The organism is Pseudomonas sp. Yb2C2 (genome assembly GCF_052112325.1).
GTDB classification, from domain to species: domain Bacteria; phylum Pseudomonadota; class Gammaproteobacteria; order Pseudomonadales; family Pseudomonadaceae; genus Aquipseudomonas; species Aquipseudomonas marginalis.
Map to the genome: position 1 here is coordinate 171,704 of NZ_JAVAJK010000006.1, position 19,016 is coordinate 190,719.

Consider the following 19,016-nt stretch of genomic DNA (forward strand, 5'->3'; position numbering starts at 1 on the left):
TTGCCCGCGATGGCGATACTGCATTCAACACCGAACTAACCTTGATCGAGAACCCCATGCCCCAAACGCGTCCCTACAAAGTTGCACTCAACGGCTACGGCCGCATTGGTCGTTGCGTCTTGCGTGCTCTGTTCGAGCGAGGGGCGGCAGCCGGGTTTGAAATTGTCGCGATCAACGACCTGGCCGACATGGCCAGCATCGAATACCTGACACGCTTTGACTCCACCCACGGCCGCTTTCCCGGCGAAGTGCGGGTCGAAGGCGATTGTCTGCATATCAACGGCGACTGCGTGAAAGTGTTGCGCAGCGCCACCCCCGAGGGCATCGACTGGGCGGCGCTGGGCGTCGACCTGGTGTTGGAATGCTCCGGTGCCTATCACACCCGTGCCGATGGCCAGCGTTTCCTCGACGCCGGTGCTCCGCGTGTGCTGTTTTCCCAGCCGATGGCCAGCGAGGCGGATGTCGACGCCACCATCGTCTTCGGCATCAACCAGGATTGCCTGACCGGCAATGAGCTGCTGGTGTCCAATGCCTCCTGCACCACCAACTGCAGCGTGCCGCTGTTGCGCCTGCTGGATCAGGCGATCGGCCTGGACTACGTGTCGATCACCACCATCCACTCGGCGATGAACGACCAGCCGGTGATCGACGCCTATCACCATGAAGACTTGCGCCGCACGCGCTCGGCGTTCCAGTCGGTGATTCCGGTGTCCACAGGCCTTGCCCGCGGCATTGAACGCCTGCTGCCGGAACTTGCCGGGCGAATCCAGGCCAAAGCCGTACGGGTGCCGACGGTGAACGTGTCCTGCCTGGACATCACCATGCAAACCGTCAGCGACACGGATGCGACGGAGGTCAACCGGATCCTGCGCGACGCCGCCACCAGCGGCCCGCTCAAAGGCTTGCTGGCCTACACCGAGTTGCCCCACGCCAGTTGTGATTTCAACCATGACCCGCATTCGGCGATTGTCGATGCCAGCCAGACCCGCGTTTCCGGTCCGAGGCTGGTGAACATCCTGGCCTGGTTCGACAACGAATGGGGCTTTGCCAACCGAATGCTCGACGTTGCGGAACATTATCTGCATATCGCCTCTAAACAACCTCAACAGTAATTCAGGAACTGCCACCCATGACCGTGTTGAAGATGACCGACCTCGATCTGCAAGGTAAGCGCGTACTGATTCGCGAAGACCTCAACGTCCCCGTCAAGGACGGTGTTGTCACCAGCGATGCGCGAATCCTGGCCTCGCTGCCGACCATCAAGCTGGCCCTGGAAAAAGGCGCGGCCGTGATGGTCTGCTCCCACCTGGGTCGCCCGACCGAAGGTGAGTTCTCCGCCGAAAACAGCCTCAAGCCGGTAGCCGACTACCTGAGCAAGGCCCTGGGCCGTGACGTGCCGTTGGTGGCTGACTACCTGGGCGGCGTCGACGTTAAGCCTGGCGACATCGTGCTGTTCGAAAACGTGCGCTTCAACAAAGGCGAGAAAAAGAACAGCGACGAACTGGCCCAGCAATACGCCGCCCTGTGCGACGTGTTCGTGATGGACGCTTTTGGTACCGCCCACCGTGCCGAGGGTTCGACCCACGGCGTGGCCAAGTTCGCCAAGGTGGCGGCTGCCGGCCCATTGCTGGCGGCTGAACTGGAGGCACTGGGCAAGGCCCTGGGCGCTCCGGCCCAACCGATGGCTGCCATCGTTGCCGGCTCCAAGGTGTCCACCAAGTTGGACGTGCTCAACAGCCTGAGCCAGATCTGCAACCAGTTGATCGTTGGTGGCGGCATTGCCAATACCTTCCTGGCGGCAGCAGGCCACCCGGTGGGCAAGTCCCTGTATGAGCCGGACCTGCTCGACACCGCCCGCGCCATCGCCGCCAAGGTCAGCGTGCCGTTGCCGGTGGACGTGGTGGTTGCCAAGGAGTTCGCTGAAACCGCCGAAGCCACCGTCAAGCTCATCGCCGACGTGGCCGCCGACGACATGATCCTGGACATCGGCCCGCAAACTGCAGCCAACTTTGCAGAACTGCTGAAAGCCTCCCAGACCATCCTGTGGAACGGTCCGGTCGGCGTGTTCGAGTTCGACCAGTTCGGCAACGGCACCAAAGTGCTGGCCAAGGCCATCGCAGACAGCTCGGCATTCTCCATCGCCGGCGGCGGCGACACCCTGGCGGCCATCGATAAATATGGCGTTGCCGACCAGATCTCCTACATTTCTACCGGTGGCGGTGCATTCCTCGAATTCGTCGAAGGCAAAGTCCTGCCCGCCGTGGAAGTGCTGGAAACCCGAGCCAAAGGCTAAGGCTCGTGATCCGGAAAAGGAGTATTCCCATGATCAAGTCGTTGGCAATGGTGATCGCAGCGGGCCTGTTGGCCGGCTGCGGCAGCACGCCAAGCGCAGCGCCGGCGGCAGGCAAACCTGCCACGGAGCAGAAAAAAAGCTGCTATCAGGCTGACTGGCAAGCCGAGACCATGCCGGTAATCAACAAGCGCATCGGCAACGAACGGCTGGAGAAATACGACTCCGCGCCCAACGGTCAGGAACAGGGTTGCCCTTGACGGGTCTGATCAACTAACCGACGGCATCGGCGGCCTTTGGCCCCGCTGCGAGGATTGGCAATGAAAGGCGTTTTCGCCCTGGCAGCCCTGGCCCTACTGGCCGGTTGCAGCAGCATGAACATGTTCAACAAGGCAGAGCCGGAAGGTAAGTGGACCACCTGGACCTGCGACAGCAAGGCCGAGGTCAACTGGCGCTTCGCCAACCAGGCCCGCAGTGAGGTGGATGTACGCCTCGGCGGCTCCGACCAGGTTTATCGCCTCAAACAGGATGTGGCGGCTTCGGGCGTGCTGTACAGCAACGACCAGTTGGCGTTTCACACAAAAGGTGAGGAAGGCCTGGTTTACTGGGTTGCCACCGACGATTTGATCGGGCGTGGCTGCAAGGCCCAGTAAATAGAACGCGGTCTCAACATCGATGAGACCAAAATGTGGGAGGGGCGGTGCGACGATTCGACTTGCCCCCGATAGCGGTGGATCAGCCAACAGAGTCATCACTGACAGGCTGTCATCGGGGGCAAGCCCCCCTCCCACATCAGCAATAACGATTCAGCACGCCAGGCATGCAAAGCCTGACCTGCAATAACTTGAATAGCAGCCGCCGCTACGGCAGGCTTGCACGATTAACGACCCTCGACCGGGAGAGACAACACAATGGCACTTATCAGCATGCGTCAAATGCTGGACCACGCAGCCGAGTTCGGCTACGGCGTCCCAGCCTTTAACGTCAACAACCTTGAGCAGATGCGCGCCATCATGGAAGCCGCTGACAAGACCGACTCCCCAGTGATCGTCCAGGCTTCGGCCGGTGCGCGCAAATACGCCGGTGCCCCGTTCCTGCGTCACCTGATCCTCGCCGCGATCGAGGAATTCCCACACATCCCGGTGTGCATGCACCAGGACCACGGCACCAGCCCTGACGTGTGCCAGCGCTCCATCCAGCTGGGCTTCAGCTCGGTGATGATGGACGGCTCCCTCGGCGAAGACGGCAAGACCCCAACCGACTACGAGTACAACGTACGCGTAACCCAACAAACCGTAGCCATGGCCCACGCCTGCGGCGTCTCGGTTGAAGGCGAACTGGGTTGCCTGGGTTCCCTGGAAACCGGCATGGCCGGCGAAGAAGACGGCATCGGCGCTGAAGGTGTGCTGCATCACAGCCAGATGCTGACAGACCCGGAAGAAGCCGCCGACTTCGTCAAGAAGACCCAAGTGGACGCCCTGGCGATCGCTATCGGCACCAGCCACGGCGCCTACAAGTTCACCAAGCCACCGACTGGCGACGTACTGGCCATCGACCGCATCAAGGAAATCCACAAGCGCATCCCTAACACCCACCTGGTGATGCACGGTTCTTCCTCGGTACCGCAAGAATGGCTGGCGATCATCAACCAGTACGGCGGCGACATCAAAGAAACCTACGGCGTACCGGTTGAAGAAATCGTCGAAGGCATCAAGTACGGCGTGCGCAAGGTCAACATCGACACCGACCTGCGCCTGGCGTCCACCGGCGCGATGCGTCGCCTGATGGCCACCAACCCGAGTGAGTTCGACCCACGTAAATTCTTCGGCGCCACCGTTACCGCGATGCGTGATGTGTGTATCGCTCGCTACGAAGCCTTCGGCACCGCCGGCAACGCTTCGAAGATCAAGCCGATCTCGTTGGAAGCGATGTACCAGCGTTACCTGAAAGGTGAGTTGAACGCTAAGGTGAACTGAGCCAGAGATGTTTAAAAAACCCGCAGAGATGCGGGTTTTTTATAATGCGTTAAATATGAATATAAGGCTCTTTGTTCAAGGCTTTTGCTGTTAGAGAGATTTCTCGTGTTGGTATTTTTGATTAGTTGATTACAAAATCAACAGCGTTTGACCAGTCCTGGTTATTCCCAACGGTACCGTTTTCCAGATCCCGAACGACGACTTTGTAGTTTCCAGGCGCCAGTGGGCGAGTTGTGACGGTGAATGCGCCATTTGCGTATGCCTGGGTTTGTCCAAGCTCAGTGCCGACATGGGCAATGGCGGCATAAACTCGAGCGTTTGGAACGGATGTGTAACCTGTAAGTGTTGCTGTATTGCCAATGATAGATATTGAGTCAATTCTGTTGTTAGCCATTTCTTTAGTCCTTTTTGATTAGGTCTAGTGGTGCTGGAAATGTCGTGGGTTTTAGTTTTATAACCCGTGTTGTGCAGGGTTAAAGTTAATGGCGTTTACCTTTTTTTGCACCTGTTAGAGTTAACAGTTCGTTATAGTTTTTTGATTGGCTTCGATGGAAAAACTAGAATAAAAGGTGTGCGCTAAAGGGGGCGGATGTATTCAATCGGACTACGAATACAACGTGGGTGTCACCCAGCAAGCATGCGTGAGGTGTGTATCGCGCGTTATGAAGCGTTTGGTACTGCCGGTTCAAGCCGGTCTCGTTGGAAGCGATACACCAGCGGTATTTGAAAGGTGAGTTGAACGCCAAGGTGAACTGAGCCTTCAGCGTTTGAAAAGAAGCCCGCAGTGATGCGGGCTTTGTGGCTGGTACTTGATCAGGTTGCAGGTGTTGAATCGAAACCTCGATGTTCAATCACCCGAAACACATCGCTTACGTCCTGCACGAGGATACGTGCGGTATTGGCCACGTTATTCAAGTCACATTCGGCGAAGTCCGGCAGGCTGGAGCAGGCCATCAGGTTGAGGTGCTCAAGGGCGGCGTTGAGGCGTTCGCGCAGGCAGGCGTGGAGGTCGAGCAGTGGGGCGTCGCTGTCTATCAGGAGCACGGGGTTTTCGGTGGCGGTTTCGGTGCAAGGGTAAAAGCGGCGCGGCGGGAGTTGGTTCTTCATGGCAAATCCTTAACTCAAATAGAAGAAAGCCACCGTTTGCTGCGAAACAAATTTGGGTGGCAGCTGTGCGCGGGTTCGCAGACCGAGGAGTTAAGACCCGGCAGACCCGAAGGTCTCCCACGCACAGCCGCCATAACAAAGACGGCCGTCGGCAAGGATACCGGGACTGTTTTGACGGGTACGGTTTTAACTCTGTAGGGCTGCGAAACCCTATCGCCGTTCAATGCCGGCGACGGGGCGAACTATAAGCGGCGATTTAGCTTGTCGCAACGGTCGTGTAGGACGAGCGCAGCGTCTTCAGACAAAGCAGATCAACTGCGGGAGCAGGGCTTGCCAGCGATAGCCATGCATATCTGCACATCTTTGGTGAAAATATTACCTGAGCCCACGAGGCTCTTGTGGTGAGCGGGCTTGTCCCGCGCTGGGCTGCGCAGCAGCCCCAATAAGGTCACCGCAGAGTGCCAGAATCACTCAAGGTGAAGGTTTTGGGGCTGCTTCGCAGCCCAGCGCGGGGCAAGCCCGCTCACCACAGAGTTATGTGTCAGCACTTTAAGTGCCTATGCCGCTATCGCGAGCAAACCCGATTCCCACAGGGATGGTGGCGTGTTTAATACGGTCGCTTCACCGAGGAATCGTCCTTGGCGCCACCGGACACTTCACTCGTGATCAATATCCAACTTCGCAAACGTCACCTTCGCGCCTTCCTTGCTGTCCCCGCTGTTGTCCTGCACATAAGCGCCTGCCTTGAAGTACAGCGGCTTGGCGGCCCACGCTGCACCGATGCGTTCATTCCACTCGCTGTCGGCGGCGTACACGCTGAGCAGCCCGGCTTTGTTGAGGTTGATTACGTAGGTGAAGCTTTTCTCCAGCGGCACATTGGACGCGACGATGATCACGCGGCTTTCATCTTCGTCCGGGCGCATGCGCACCTTGGCGACGATGTTGCCGGTCTGGGTCTTTTCCTTGAACTGGTATTCGAGCTTGATCAGCGGTTTCTGGCTGTCATAGGCGTGGATCTGGCCGATGACGATCTTGCCGCTGGAGGGCACCTGGTTGACCGCCAGGGTGGCGCGCAGGAAGTTGTCGGCTTCGGGGTAGGTCCAATTGCGCAGGCGGCCGTCGGCGTAGGTTTCGCGCAGTTCGCTGCGCGGGTACACGGCGTTTTCGGTGCGGGTGCCGGTGACGGGGGTCCAGAATTGCACGTTGCTGCCTTCGGCCTGGAAGTATTGGTCGTTGAAGCCGCTGAGCAGCCTGGGCGTGTCGATCGTCGCGGGGGGCGAGCCGACCGGAATGCTCAGGTTCCAAGTGGAGAGGTCGATCATGGCATTGGCCTTTTACAGGGGGTGAAGGCTTTGGCCCGGGGGCCTGACAGGTTCTTTATAGGCGGTGGCCGGCCAGTTGTTAAACGTTTGCTGGCAATTTATTGGCGCCAAGGGAATGCCAAAAAGCCATGTTTCCCATGAACCGTGGGCTGTAGAGGTTGACCGTTAGTCGGCTGACTGAACTTTGGCGCAATGATGGCGTCCACGTCACTTCTGATTTTCAGGATCCGGGGCTAGAGTGAGGCCTCAATGTTTGTCCGGGTTTTCTCTCAGAAGTGACCGGAGTAGACCCAAGGAAGAGACCTAGCATGGAATGCGCTCCACCTCATGGCGATGGCAGTTCGGTTCTTCTGGTGGTCGATGACTATCCGGAAAATCTGATCAGCATGCGTGCGCTTCTGCAACGTGATGATTGGGTGGTGATCACCGCCGCGTCCGGGGTGGAAGCCCTCGAGTTGCTGCTGCAGCATGAGGTCGACCTGGTGCTGCTGGATGTGATGATGCCCGGCATGGACGGTTTCGAAGTCGCTCGCTTGATGCGCGGCAGCCAGCGCACGCGCATGACCCCGATCATTTTTCTGAGTGCCAACGCCCAATCCCCCGCCGCCGTGCTGGAAGGCTACGCCAGCGGCGCCATCGACTACCTGTTCAAGCCCTTCGACCCGCACATCCTCAAGCCCAAGGTCCAGGCGTTGCTGGAGCATCAGCGCAACCGCCGGGCCTTGCAGCGCCTGAGCCATGACCTGGAGTCCGCCCGGGCGTTCAATGCCTCGGTATTGGATAACGCCGCCGAGGGCATCCTGGTGGTGAGTGAAGAGGGCGTGATCGAATACGCCAACCCGGCGATTTCGCGCCTGCTCAATGCCACGATCCAGGAACTGCAAGGCCAGGACTTCCTGAGTTTCCTGCAAAAGCCCCATGTGCCCACTTGGCCGGATTCGCAAATGTACGCCGACTACCGCCGCGGTGAAACCTGGCGCCTGCACGATGCGCTCCTGCGCACCAGCCGTGGCCAGCAAGTGCCTGTGGCGTTGTCCTGCGCGCCGCTGCCCGCAGAGCAGAAGGCCATGGTGGTGACGGTGCTGGATATGTCCGAAGTGCGCCACCTGCACCAGCAGCTGGAATTCCAGGCCGTGACGGATCCGCTGACCGGGCTGTTGAACCGGCGTGGTTTCTACCAGGCGGTGGAAAACACCTTATCCCGCAGTGAGCGGACAGAGCAGTCCCTGGTGTTGCTGTACCTGGACCTCGACGGTTTCAAGCGGGTCAACGACTCCCTGGGCCATGATGCCGGCGACCGTGTATTGCGCTGGGTCTCGGAGCAATTGCAGGGCTGTCTGCGCTCCTACGACATTATTGGCCGCATGGGCGGCGATGAATTCACGGCGCTGCTGGAGCTGGAGTTCCCGGAGCAGGCGGCAAAGATCTCGGAAAAGCTGATCGAGCGAGTGTCGGTGTGCCAGCAGGTCGACGGTTTGGATGTCATGCTCGGCGTCAGCATCGGCATTGCCACCTTCCCGGATTGCGGCGCGGATTTGAGTGGTTTGCTGCGCGCGGCCGACATCGCCATGTACGAAGCCAAGCGCGCCGGCCGCCAGCAATATCGCTATTACGACCAGGAAATGAACGGTCGCGCCCGCTCGCGGCTGATGCTGGAAGACAGCGTGCGTACGGCGATTCAAAACAAGGATTTCACCCTGGTCTATCAGCCCCAGGTTTCGCTGGTGGATGGGCGTTTGCGCGGCGTTGAGGTGTTGTTGCGCTGGCGGCACCCCAGCGTCGGCGATGTGCCGCCGGGGCTGTTTTTACCGTTGCTGGAAGAGGCGCGGCTGATCAGTCAACTGAGCACGTGGATCTATCAGCAGATCGCCGCCCAGCGCCAGGCGTGGCAAGCCGCGTTCGACGATGAATTGGTGTTGAGCGTGAGCCTGAGCAGCAGCCAGTTCAATATGCCGAACCTGGTGAACCAACTGCAGCAGATGCTCGAGCGCTATGGGCTGGAGGGGTACCAGTTGGAGGTGGAAATCAGCGAGGACTGCCTGATGAGTAACCTGGAAGAGGCCGCCAAGCAGCTCAAGTTGCTGCGCCGTATCGGGGTGCGTATCGCCCTGGATGACTTCGGTTCGGGCCAGTGTTCCCTGGCGCATTTGCGCGACCTGGCCTTCGATACACTCAAGCTTGATCCGCAATTGGTTGCGCGGCTGCCGGGCTCGGTGCGGGACGCGGCGATGGCGCGCAGCATTATCGAGCTGTGCAGGCATTTTGAGGTGGTCGTGGTGGCCGAGGGCGTGGAAACCCAGGAGCAGGCCCAGTGGCTCAAGGCCCAGGGTTGCCCGTTTATCCAGGGGCCGTGGGCGGCGCAGCCCCTGATGGCTGAAGAGGTGGTCGACTGGTCACGCGCCCGCGTGCGCTGAATTCGCTACACTGGCGCCCATCCGAATCCTGTTGCAGACCCCAATGACCGCGCTGAAATACCTCCAGGCCTACCCCGCTGCCCTCCAGGAGCAAGTGCGCCAACTGATCGCCAAGGACCAGTTGGGCGCCTACCTGGAGCAGCGTTACCCCGATCGCCATGGGGTGCAGAGCGACAAAGCCCTGTACGCCTATGCCCAGGCCTTGAAGCAGGAACACCTGCGCAACGCGCCGGCCATCGACAAAGTGCTGTTCGATAACCGCCTGGACCTGACCCACCGCGCCCTGGGCCTGCACACCACGATTTCGCGGGTGCAGGGCGGTAATCTCAAAGCCAAGAAAGAGATCCGCATTGCCTCGCTGTTCAAAGAGGCCGCGCCGCAATTCCTGCGCATGATCGTGGTTCATGAGCTGGCGCACTTCAAGGAATCGGACCACAACAAAGCGTTCTACAAACTCTGCGACTACATGATGCCCGGCTACCACCAGGTGGAATTCGACCTGCGGGTATACCTCACGTATCGCGACCTGCAGGGCAAGCCCTGACCGCACAAGGCGACCAACCATGGATGTGAGCAAGACCAAAAGCAGCTTCTACCGCCGGCTGTACGTGGCGTACCTGATCGACAGTGGGCTGGCCAGCAGCGTCCCGGCGCTGACCGATGTCACCGGCATGCCCCGGCGCACCGCGCAGGACACGATTGCGGCGCTGGCGGACCTGGATATTGTGTGTGAGTTCGAGCAGGAGGATGGGGCCCGCAACCATGCCGGGCATTATCGGATTCGCGATTGGGGCGCGATTGATCGGGGGTGGATCGAGGTGAATCTCAGCCAGATCAAGCGGGTTCTGGGTTACCCCTGAGTTCAGCGGTGGCTGGGCGGCCTCAAGCGCGCCGCATCCCGATATGCGGAATGTCATCCTCCAGGTATTCCTCACCCGCCACCACAAACCCATACCGCCCGTAATACCCCTGCAGATGGGCCTGGGCTGACAGGAAGATCGGCATCTCAGGCCAGATCTCGTCAATCTGCCTGAGGGTTTCTTCCATCATCTGGTGCCCCAGCCCGGTGCCCCGTGCAACCGGCGCCACGATTACACGGCCGATCACCACGTCGCCGCCCTGGGACTCCGGGTCCAGCAGGCGCAGGTAGGCCACCAGCTCGTCGTCTTTCCACGCCATCAGGTGGTGGGTATCGCCCGCCAGGTCTTGCCCGTCGATATCCTGGTAGACGCACTTCTGCTCCACAACGAAGACCTCGCCGCGCAAACGCAAAATGGCGTACAGCTGCTCCTTGCCCAGGTCGGTGTGATGTTTACAGACCCAATCGACTGTCATGGTGTGTTCTCACTTGAATGTCTGTTCTGGATAGTAAGCGCGACGGACGACTCTGTCTAAATCGACTATTTTTTGTGAATGAAATCAATTTGCCATCATTGAGTGCTCTCGACGTCCGTTTCTTTGTGTAATCTGAGCTAATGTTAGAACCTCAGGCCCTGCCTGAGCCAAGGCCACCGCCCGCCGCCAAGGATTTTGAGCATGCCGCGATTGTCTCGTGCCGTTGCTTTGATTGGAGTGTTGTTGCTGGCGACACCTGTGTTCGCACAGCGTCTGCGCCTGGTCGCGGATGCCTGGCCACCGTTTACCGATGCCACCTTGATCAACGGTGGCCTGGCCACCGATATAGTCACCACGGCCCTGGCCCGTGCGGGCTATGCCAGCGACTTTCAACAGGTGCCCTGGGCGCGAGCGCTGATGGGGGTGGGCGATGGGCGCTATGACGTGCTGGTCAACGCCTGGTACGACGAGGCCCGTACACAATTGGGGCAGTTTTCCGGCGAATACCTGCTCAATCGCGTGCGTTTCATCAAGCGCCGTGACGATCCCATCGAGTTTCAGAACCTGGAGCAGTTGCACGACTATCCCATTGCCGTGGTGCGCGGTTATGCCTATTCGGCGGCGTTCGATGGGGATGGGCAGTTGCAGAAAGTGCCGGTGCATAACTTCGCCATGGCGGTACGCATGCTGGCGGCGCAGCGGGTGCGGTTGACCGTGGAGGATGAGTATGTGGCGCGCTATTACCTGTCGCGCGAGTCGGCGCGGGTGCGCAATGCGGTGGAGTTTCTGCCCACGCCACTGAGCGAAAACAGCCTGCATATCCTGGTCAGCCTGAAGAACCCCGAGCATGCGCAGATTGTGGCGAGCTTTGACCGCGAGATTGCCAGGATGAAGGCGGATGGCAGTTATGAGCGGTTGATGAAGGCCCATGGCATGTAGTGCCTGTGCGGGCCCCCGATAGCGACCTAAGCCGCGCTGGTGTCCTTGATCAAATGCGCCGCCAAGGTGCGCAACGGCCCCAATTGCCGACATATCAACGCCAACTGCGTCTGCACCAACCGCTGCCCTTCATCAATCTCATCCGGCATCTGCTCCAGGTCCGCCGCCAAGGCCTCCTCGGCATCGCTCTGAATCGCAATCGGCTGCTTGTTCGCCAGCCCGGTGGCGATTTCGTCAATGCTCGCCGCCAGGCTATTGCCGGCGCCATCGATCAAGTGCGCGCGCACCTCGGCCGGCAGTTGGGTTTCGCGGTGTGCCCCGAGCCCCGACAGGTAGCTGAGCAAGGTGTGCGACAGCACCAGGAAGCGGAAGCCCACATCCGCTTCCTTACGGAAATGCCCAGGCTCCATCAGCATATTCGCCAGGGTGGTGGACAGCGCCGCATCGGCGTTGTGGGCATTGCGCCGGGCCAGGCGGTAGGCCAGGTCGTCGCTCTTGCCAGCGGCGTATTGCTGCATGATCTGGCGCAGGTAGATGCTGTTGCAGGTCAGGGTGTTGGCCAGCACTTTGTTCAGGCGCCGGCCTTGCCAGTCCGGGAGGAACAGGAACACCGCCAGGCCCGCGATCAGGCTGCCAAGCAGGGTATCGAACAGGCGTGGCAGGAACAGTCCGTAGCCATCGCCCACCTGGTTGAAGCAGAACAGCACCATCAGGGTGATCGCCGCCGTGGCCAGGGTGTAGCGGGTGGTGCGGTTGATAAAGAACACCAGGCCTGCGGCGATGGCGAACATCGATTGCACCAAGGGGCTGGGGAACAGGTCGAACAGCGCCCACGCCACGGTGAGGCCGATGGCGGTGCCGATGATTCGCTGGCCGAGCTTGCGCCGCGTGGCACCATAGTTCGGTTGGCAAACAAACAGCGTGGTGAGGATGATCCAATAACCCTGGGAGGCGTGGATCGCATGCAGCATGCCGTAGCCGACGGTCAGCGCCAGGGACAGGCGCAGTGCATGGCGGAACAGCAGCGATGTCGGCGTGAGTTGGGTGCGCAGGCGCGTCCACATTTCCTTCAGGTTACGCGGGGCGCGGTCCAGCAGGTTGCTGTCGGTGGCGTCGGCCAGGGCGTCGGGGTTGCTGGCGTCGCCGAGCAGGCGGTCGAGGGTGGACAGGTTGGCCGCCAGGGCGCGCAAGGAACGCAGCAGGCCGCGCCAGGCCGGGTTGCTCTGGATGCGCAGGTGTTCCAGGGAGGCATTCAGGTCGCTGAGGGCTTCGGCGAAGCTGTCGTCATAGATGAACGGCTGGCGCAGCTGGATCGACTCGGCCAGGGCCTGGCAGGCCTTGCCTTGCTGACGCAGCAGGCGTTGGCAGCGGAACAGTACATCGCTGTGGAAAAACGCATCGGCCAGGGCGTTGTAAGGATAGTGGGACGAGCTGGCGCGTTCGTGGATGTCCTGGGCCAGGAAGTACAGCTTGAGGTAGCGACTGACCTTCGACCCCGGCCGGCCATTGCCGACACGGTGCAGGATGATTTCCTTCGCCGCATTCAGCGCCGCCACCACCCGGCCGTTTTGCTGGGCCAGTTCCAGGCGGCGGGCTTCCACGTCCAGTTGGCGAATCGGTTCGAACAACGATGATTTGAGCTTCAGGTAACGCCCCAGCTCGCGGAACAACCGCGCCAGGCTCTGCTGCACCGGCTGGTTGGAGAACAGCGCCTGCCACAGCACCGATAACGCGCCGTACCAGGCGGCGCCGGCCACCAGCAGCAACGGCTCGTGCCAGAAATCACTGACGGCGCCGCCGCGCTGGTCCACGCCGATCATGGTGTAGACCGACAGGATCAAGGTGGCCGAAGCAATCGCGCCATAGCGTTCGCCCAAGGCGCCGAGCATGGTCAGGCAGAACGTGGCCAGGGCCAGGGAGATGGCGAAAATCCAGGGGTAGGGGAACAGCAGCTCCACCGACAGCGCGGCGATGCTGAAACACACCAGCGTCACCGCCAGGGCGTTGAGGCGGCCTTGCCAGCTGTCGTCGGTCTCGGCCAGGGCGCTGGCGATAATCCCCAGGAACAGCGGGATCAGCAGGGCCATTTCATCCTGATACCAGCACAGCGCCATGCTGCCGGTGAGGGCGATAAACACCCGGATGCTGTAGCTGAATTTATCCAGCGCCCACAGGCGCCGCATGGACTGCTTGAACGAGGTCGATGACATGAAGTCTGGAGTCTTCCGGGACGATGCCGCTAAATTGAGCCATCAGTGACGCCACGGCAAGGGTGGTGATCACATCTGGCAGCAAATTATTCCCAGGCATACCGTAAATCAAATGTGGGAGGGGGCTTGCTCCCGATTGCAGTGTGTCAGTCAGAACATCTATCACTGATACACCGCTATCGGGAGCAAGCCCCCTCCCACATTTTTTACTGCGTCGTGTCAAACAAACTGCGCGGCAGCGTAACCGGAAGCCCAGGCCCACTGGAAGTTAAACCCGCCCAGATGCCCGGTCACATCCAGCACTTCCCCAATAAAGTACAGGCCCGGGCTTTTCAGCGATTCCATGGTCTTGGACGAGACTTCCCGCGTATCCACCCCGCCCAAGGTCACCTCGGCCGTGCGGTAGCCCTCGGTGCCCGCCGGCACCAGTTGCCAGCTCGAGAGTTTTTGCGAGATATCGGCCACTTCAGCGTGGGTGTACTGCTTCATCGGCTTGGACGCGAACCAGGTGTCCGCCAGCAGGTTGGCCATCTTCTTGGTGAAGATTTCACCCAGCAGGGTTTTCAGCTCGCTGTTGGGGCGCTCCACCTGCTGCTGTTGCAGCCAGGTGTGGGCGTCGTGGTCGGGCAGCAGGTTGATCTCCAGCGTGTCGCCGGACTCCCAGTAGGAGGAAATCTGCAGAATCGCCGGGCCGCTGAGGCCGCGATGGGTAAACAGGAGGTTCTCGCGAAAGCTCTGGCCGTTGCAGCTGACCAGGCAATCCACCGAGGTCCCGGACAGCTCGCCACACAAGTCCTTGAGCTGGTCGGTGATGGTGAACGGCACCAGCCCGGCGCGGGTCGGCAGCAGTTCGTGGCCGAACTGCCTGGCGACTTGATAGCCAAAACCGCTGGCGCCCAGGGTCGGGATCGACAGGCCGCCGGTGGCGATCACCAGGGATTCGCAGCGCAGTTCACCCAGGGTGGTCTGCAACTGGTAGCCGCTGTCGACCTTGGCGATTTCTTCAATCGAGGTGTCCAGGTGCAGGCTCACGCCGGTCTGGATGCACTCGTCCAGCAGCATGCCGAGGATGTCACTGGATTTGTTATCGCAGAACAGCTGGCCGAGTTTCTTCTCGTGGTAGGGCACACCGTGCTTGGCCACCAGCCCGATAAAGTCCCACTGGGTATAGCGGGCCAGGGCGGACTTGCAGAAGTGCGCGTTGTGCGAGAGGAAGTTGGCCGGCTCGGTGTACATATTGGTGAAATTGCAGCGGCCGCCGCCTGACATCAGGATCTTCTTGCCGGCCTTGTTCGCATGGTCGAGCAGCATCACCTTGCGCCCACGCCCGGCGGCGGTCAGTGCGCACATCAAGCCTGCGGCGCCGGCGCCAATGATCACAACTTCGGTCGAGCGCACAGCAATGTCCTCACAAAAATAGGGGGCTGAAATGCAATCAAAACTGGGGGAGGGGGCTTGCGCCCCGATTCAATGGGGCTGCTTCGCAGCCCAGCGCGCGGCAAGCCCGCTCACCACAGCAAGCCCGCTCACCACAGCAAGCGCCCTTCCACATTGGATCTCCATATAGGTCGGAGACCGTGTTACAGGATCCGAACGCGCAACGAACGGCCTTTGATCTTGCCGTCGTTCAAGCGCTGCAACGCCTGCTTGGCGATGCCGCGTTCCACGGCCACGAAGGCCTGGAAGTCGAAGATCGCGATCTTGCCGACCTGGGCACCCGGGATGCCGGCTTCGCCGGTCAATGCGCCGAGGATGTCGCCCGGGCGCACCTTGTCTTTGCGCCCGGCGGCGATGCACAGGGTGCTCATCACCGGCAGCAGCGGACCACCGCTTTGCGGCTTGAGGTTGTCGAGTTGGTCCCAGTTCAGCGGCGACTTCTGCAGTTGCTCGATGGCCTGGGCGCGATGCGCTTCGGACGGCGCCACCAGGCTGATGGCGATGCCGGTCTCACCGGCACGACCGGTACGGCCTACGCGGTGGATGTGGATTTCCGAGTCGCGGGCCAGTTCGACGTTGATGACCATGTCCAGCGCGTCGATGTCCAGGCCGCGGGCGGCGACGTCGGTGGCCACCAGGACCGAGGTACTGCGGTTGGCGAACATCGCCAATACCTGGTCACGGTCGCGCTGTTCCAGGTCGCCATGCAGGCCGACGGCGGAAATGCCCTTGGCCGTCAGGTGATCGACGGTTTCCTGCACTTGCTGCTTGGTGAAGCAGAACGCCACGCAGGAGGCCGGGCGGAAATGCGCCAGTACCTTGGTCACGGCGTCCATGCGTTCTTCCGGGGAGATCTCGTAGAAACGCTGCTCGATCTGGTCGTCGGAGTGGAACGCTTCGGCTTTCACTTGCTGCGGCGCGCGCATGAATTTCGACGCCAGTTGCTTGATGCTCACCGGGTAGGTGGCCGAGAACAGCAGGGTCTGGCGGCGCGGCGGGGTCTTGCTGATGATGTCTTCGATGGCGTCGTAGAAGCCCATGTCGAGCATGCGGTCGGCTTCGTCGAGGATCAGGGTGTTCAAGCCGTCCAGCACCAGCGAACCCTTGCGCAGGTGTTGCTGGATACGGCCCGGGGTGCCGACGATCACGTGGGCGCCGTGCTCCAGGGAGGCGATCTGCGGGCCGAGGGACACGCCGCCGCACAGGGTCAGGACCTTGATGTTGTCTTCGGCGCGGGCCAGGCGGCGGATTTCCTTGGCGACCTGGTCGGCCAGCTCACGGGTCGGGCACATCACCAGGGCCTGGCAGCCGAAGTAGCGCGGGTTGATCGGGTTCAGCAGGCCAATGCCGAACGCCGCGGTCTTGCCGCTGCCGGTCTTGGCCTGGGCAATCAGGTCCAGCCCCTTGAGGATCACCGGCAAGCTTTGCGCCTGGATCTGCGTCATCTCGACATAACCCAGCGAGTCGAGGTTAGCCAGCATGGCGGCGGACAGGGGCAAAGTATTAAAAGCGGTGGCGATGGTAGTCACGGGACTGGCTCTGCAAAACAAAATGTCGCGCAGTGTACCAGCCCTGTGGGAATTTCCCCGCAAGTTCTAGACGAGACGCTGGTTAATGCTCGATATGCTGTTCCGGGCTGGCCGCCCGTTTACCGTCTTTGGGCGACAATTGCAGGAAGATCGCCGCCGCCAGCATCGCCATGATGCCCACGGTGAGGAAGGTCAGCTGGAAGGCGCCGAGCACGCTTTCCACGCCATCGTTGCCGGACTCGGCAGTAAAGCCGCCAAGCAACGCACCGGCGCATGCTACCCCAAGGCTCAGGGACAATTGCGCCACCACTGACAGCAAGCTGTTGCCGCTGCTGGCCTGGGCGTCGTCAAGGTCGATGAGGGTGACGGTGTTCATCGCGGTAAATTGCAGCGAGTTGATCGCCCCCAGCACCGCCAGCATGGCCAGCAGCAGCGGGTAGGGCGTCTGTTCGCTGACCAGGCCCATGCTCGCCAGCATGATGCCCAGGGCCAGGGTGTTGCCGGTCAGCACCACGCGATAACCCAGGCGCTCGATCAACGGGCGCGCCACCGACTTGGCGAACATCGCCGCCGCCGCCAGGGGCAGCATGCTCATGCCGGCCTGGGACGGCGAATACCCCAGGGCCACTTGCAGCAGCAACGGCACCAGGAACGGCAAGGCACCGCTGCCCAGGCGCGCGAACAGGTTGCCGAGGATGCCCACCGCAAACGTGCGGGTCTTGAACAGCGCCGGTGAAAACAACGGGTTATCGATATGCCCGGCGCGCAGCCAGTACGCCGCCAGGCACGCCAACCCGCCGAACAGCAGCAGCATCACCCGCAGGTGGGGCAGATGCAGCTCGCCCAGACCTTCCATGGCAATGGTGATCAGCACCATCGCCGCGCCGAACAGCAGGAAACCGAGGCCATCGAAGCGCGTGCGCTCGCTGCCGCGCAGGTCGGGGATGAATTTCCACACGGCGTAGCAACCGATCATGCCCACCGGCAGGTTGATCAGGAAGATCCAGTGCCAGGTCAGGTATTGCACCATCCAGCCGCCCATGGTCGGGCCGAGCAAGGGCCCGAGCAGGCCGGGGATAGTAATGAAACCCATGATTCGCACCAGCTCGGAGCGGGGGTAGGCGCGTAGCACCACGAGCCGCCCGACCGGCAGCATCAGCGCACCGCCGAGGCCCTGGATGACCCGCGCGCCCACCAGCATGGTCAGGCTGCTGGACAGGGCGCACAGCAAGGAGCCGATGCTGAACAGCATGATCGCACCGAAGAAAATCTTCTTGGTGCCGAAGCGGTCGGCGATCCAGCCCGAGGCCGGGATCAGCAAGGCGACGGTGAGCATGTAGGCGATCACCACCCCTTGCATGCGCAGCGGGTTTTCCGCCAGGTCCCGGGCCATGGCCGGCAGTGCCGTGTTGAGAATCGTCCCATCCAGCGATTGCATGAAGAAGGCAATCGCGACCACCCAGGGGAGCCAGCGGGCGGTCTTGGCATCGAGAGGGGCACGATCTGGCATGGGGTACCTTTTTGTTAGCCGGCTATGTGTCGGCGATTATGCGCCATTCGTCGCTCCTTTTCCCACTGGCGGTTCGTCTAAGTCCGACAAGTTCGCGTGCTCTCCCACCAGGAAATCCAACAACGCCCGGTGCACCGCCAAAGCGGCCTCGCGGGACTCCAGGTCGAGTAAATGCCCAGTGTGTTCGGCCACCGCAAAGCTGCTGTGGCCCACGTACTGTTTGAACAGTCGGGCCTCGGCGGCGGGGGTGTATTCGTCCAGCGCACCATTGAGAAAGTGCACCGGGGTTTCGATCTGCCGCAGCGCCGGCAGGTAGTTGCCATCACCCAATGCCAGCACCTGGTGGATATGAAAGCGCGCCTGGCGGTACTCGGTGGTGGCCATGTTTGACAGGTGCCGATGGTTGTTGCGCTTGAGGCGTGGCGACAGGTATTTGCCGACGGTCTCGTTCAGCAGGTGGCCGACGGCGGATTTGTCATCGGCCTCGATCAGCACCCGCACGCGCTCCACATAGTCGAGCATGGCCTGGTTGAGGTTGGGCGCCAGGGCCATCACCACCGAGCTTTCGATCGACGGCGGGTTGTGCGCCAGGGTCAGCAGCGTGGAGATGCCGCCCCAGGAGGCCGAGACCAGATGGTTGACCTGGAAGCGTTCGACCAGGGCGCGCAGGATTTGCACCTCGTCATCCTTGGTCACCAGGTCGAGGTCGGTGTTGTGTTCGCGGGAATAGCCCGAGAAGGGCAGGTCGAACAACAACACATTGAAATGCTCGGCCAGGCATTTGCTGGTACGGGCGAATGAGCGTGTGGTGGACAGTGCGCCATTGACCATCAGAATGGTCTTCTTTTCCGAATCGTTTCCCAGTTGCTCAACATGAACGTTGTAGTGCTTGAACAGCTTTTCTATGACAAAACTTCCATGGTTCATGTCAACGCTCCAGCTTGCCC

General features: G+C 60.9%; 18 protein-coding genes and 1 pseudogene. 10 read left to right on the plus strand and 9 right to left on the minus strand.

What is annotated here, in order from left to right; all coding sequences use genetic code 11:
• Positions 1-56 precede the first annotated feature (56 nt).
• The 5 genes from epd (at position 57) to fba (ending at position 4,266) form a co-directional block, all read left to right on the plus strand.
• Complete coding sequence (gene epd / locus Q8X51_RS10570; protein WP_065947508.1) at positions 57-1,112, plus strand: erythrose-4-phosphate dehydrogenase; 1,056 nt, start codon at positions 57-59, stop codon at positions 1,110-1,112.
• A gap of 17 nt (positions 1,113-1,129) precedes the next feature.
• Complete coding sequence (locus tag Q8X51_RS10575) at positions 1,130-2,293, plus strand: phosphoglycerate kinase (RefSeq protein WP_027606038.1); 1,164 nt, start codon at positions 1,130-1,132, stop codon at positions 2,291-2,293.
• Positions 2,294-2,322: 29 nt separating this feature from the next.
• The gene (locus Q8X51_RS10580; RefSeq protein ID WP_027606037.1) at positions 2,323-2,550 is read left to right on the plus strand and encodes a hypothetical protein; all 228 of its coding nucleotides are present in this window, start codon (positions 2,323-2,325) and stop codon (positions 2,548-2,550) included.
• 60 nt (positions 2,551-2,610) lie between these two features.
• Entirely contained in the window at positions 2,611-2,943 is a 333-nt protein-coding gene (locus tag Q8X51_RS10585; RefSeq protein ID WP_027606036.1) for an MliC family protein, read from the plus strand.
• 258 nt (positions 2,944-3,201) lie between these two features.
• Positions 3,202-4,266: a class II fructose-bisphosphate aldolase gene (gene fba / locus Q8X51_RS10590; RefSeq protein ID WP_407693670.1), complete on the plus strand. Its 1,065-nt coding sequence runs from the start codon at positions 3,202-3,204 to the stop codon at positions 4,264-4,266.
• Positions 4,267-4,387: 121 nt separating this feature from the next.
• Here the strand turns inward: fba and Q8X51_RS10595 are convergent, their stop codons facing one another.
• Positions 4,388-4,660, minus strand: coding sequence for a hypothetical protein (locus Q8X51_RS10595; protein ID WP_407693669.1), 273 nt, complete (start codon positions 4,658-4,660; stop codon positions 4,388-4,390).
• A 243-nt stretch (positions 4,661-4,903) separates the two neighbouring features.
• Between Q8X51_RS10595 and Q8X51_RS10600 the strand changes: the two are divergent.
• A pseudogene (locus Q8X51_RS10600) lies at positions 4,904-5,022 on the plus strand (fructose-1,6-bisphosphate aldolase); the annotation flags it as partial.
• A 57-nt stretch (positions 5,023-5,079) separates the two neighbouring features.
• On the opposite strand, the gene Q8X51_RS10605 reads toward Q8X51_RS10600, so the two are convergent.
• Positions 5,080-5,373 (minus strand): fructose-bisphosphate aldolase, encoded by a 294-nt coding sequence (locus Q8X51_RS10605; RefSeq protein ID WP_407693668.1) that lies wholly within the window; start codon positions 5,371-5,373, stop codon positions 5,080-5,082.
• 656 nt (positions 5,374-6,029) lie between these two features.
• On the minus strand, positions 6,030-6,695 hold the full coding sequence (locus Q8X51_RS10610; protein WP_065925486.1) for a polysaccharide lyase family 7 protein: 666 nt from the start codon (positions 6,693-6,695) through the stop codon (positions 6,030-6,032).
• Between the two features lie 308 nt (positions 6,696-7,003).
• Here Q8X51_RS10610 and Q8X51_RS10615 point away from each other — a divergent pair, with 308 nt between their 5' ends.
• From Q8X51_RS10615 to Q8X51_RS10625, 3 genes are read left to right on the plus strand one after another with little or no spacing between them, the layout of a single operon-like run.
• Positions 7,004-9,109 carry a putative bifunctional diguanylate cyclase/phosphodiesterase gene (locus tag Q8X51_RS10615; RefSeq protein ID WP_065925485.1) on the plus strand — a complete coding sequence of 702 codons (2,106 nt, stop codon included), beginning with the start codon at positions 7,004-7,006 and terminating at the stop codon, positions 9,107-9,109.
• Positions 9,110-9,152: 43 nt separating this feature from the next.
• On the plus strand, positions 9,153-9,653 hold the full coding sequence (locus tag Q8X51_RS10620) for a M48 metallopeptidase family protein (protein ID WP_065925484.1): 501 nt from the start codon (positions 9,153-9,155) through the stop codon (positions 9,651-9,653).
• Between the two features lie 19 nt (positions 9,654-9,672).
• A complete protein-coding gene (locus Q8X51_RS10625) occupies positions 9,673-9,969 on the plus strand; it encodes a winged helix-turn-helix domain-containing protein (RefSeq protein ID WP_065925483.1) in 297 nt (98 codons plus the stop codon).
• 22 nt (positions 9,970-9,991) lie between these two features.
• Here the strand turns inward: Q8X51_RS10625 and Q8X51_RS10630 are convergent, their stop codons facing one another.
• Entirely contained in the window at positions 9,992-10,444 is a 453-nt protein-coding gene (locus Q8X51_RS10630; protein ID WP_065925482.1) for a GNAT family N-acetyltransferase, read from the minus strand.
• A 201-nt stretch (positions 10,445-10,645) separates the two neighbouring features.
• Between Q8X51_RS10630 and Q8X51_RS10635 the strand changes: the two genes are divergently transcribed.
• Positions 10,646-11,383 carry a substrate-binding periplasmic protein gene (locus Q8X51_RS10635; RefSeq protein WP_065947505.1) on the plus strand — a complete coding sequence of 246 codons (738 nt, stop codon included), beginning with the start codon at positions 10,646-10,648 and terminating at the stop codon, positions 11,381-11,383.
• A 26-nt stretch (positions 11,384-11,409) separates the two neighbouring features.
• On the opposite strand, the gene yccS is transcribed toward Q8X51_RS10635, so the two are convergent.
• From yccS to Q8X51_RS10660, 5 genes are all read right to left on the minus strand, one after another.
• Positions 11,410-13,593, minus strand: coding sequence for a YccS family putative transporter (gene yccS, locus Q8X51_RS10640; RefSeq protein ID WP_065947504.1), 2,184 nt, complete (start codon positions 13,591-13,593; stop codon positions 11,410-11,412).
• A 219-nt stretch (positions 13,594-13,812) separates the two neighbouring features.
• Positions 13,813-14,991 (minus strand): NAD(P)/FAD-dependent oxidoreductase, encoded by a 1,179-nt coding sequence (locus tag Q8X51_RS10645; RefSeq protein ID WP_407693667.1) that lies wholly within the window; start codon positions 14,989-14,991, stop codon positions 13,813-13,815.
• A 182-nt stretch (positions 14,992-15,173) separates the two neighbouring features.
• The gene (gene dbpA, locus Q8X51_RS10650; protein ID WP_235865629.1) at positions 15,174-16,511 is read right to left on the minus strand and encodes an ATP-dependent RNA helicase DbpA; all 1,338 of its coding nucleotides are present in this window, start codon (positions 16,509-16,511) and stop codon (positions 15,174-15,176) included.
• 130 nt (positions 16,512-16,641) lie between these two features.
• The gene (mdtD, locus tag Q8X51_RS10655; protein ID WP_065925478.1) at positions 16,642-18,069 is read right to left on the minus strand and encodes a multidrug transporter subunit MdtD; all 1,428 of its coding nucleotides are present in this window, start codon (positions 18,067-18,069) and stop codon (positions 16,642-16,644) included.
• Positions 18,070-18,105: 36 nt separating this feature from the next.
• Positions 18,106-18,996, minus strand: a complete 891-nt coding sequence (locus Q8X51_RS10660; RefSeq protein WP_027606025.1) for an alpha/beta fold hydrolase — start codon at positions 18,994-18,996, stop codon at positions 18,106-18,108.
• Positions 18,997-19,016 lie beyond the last annotated feature (20 nt).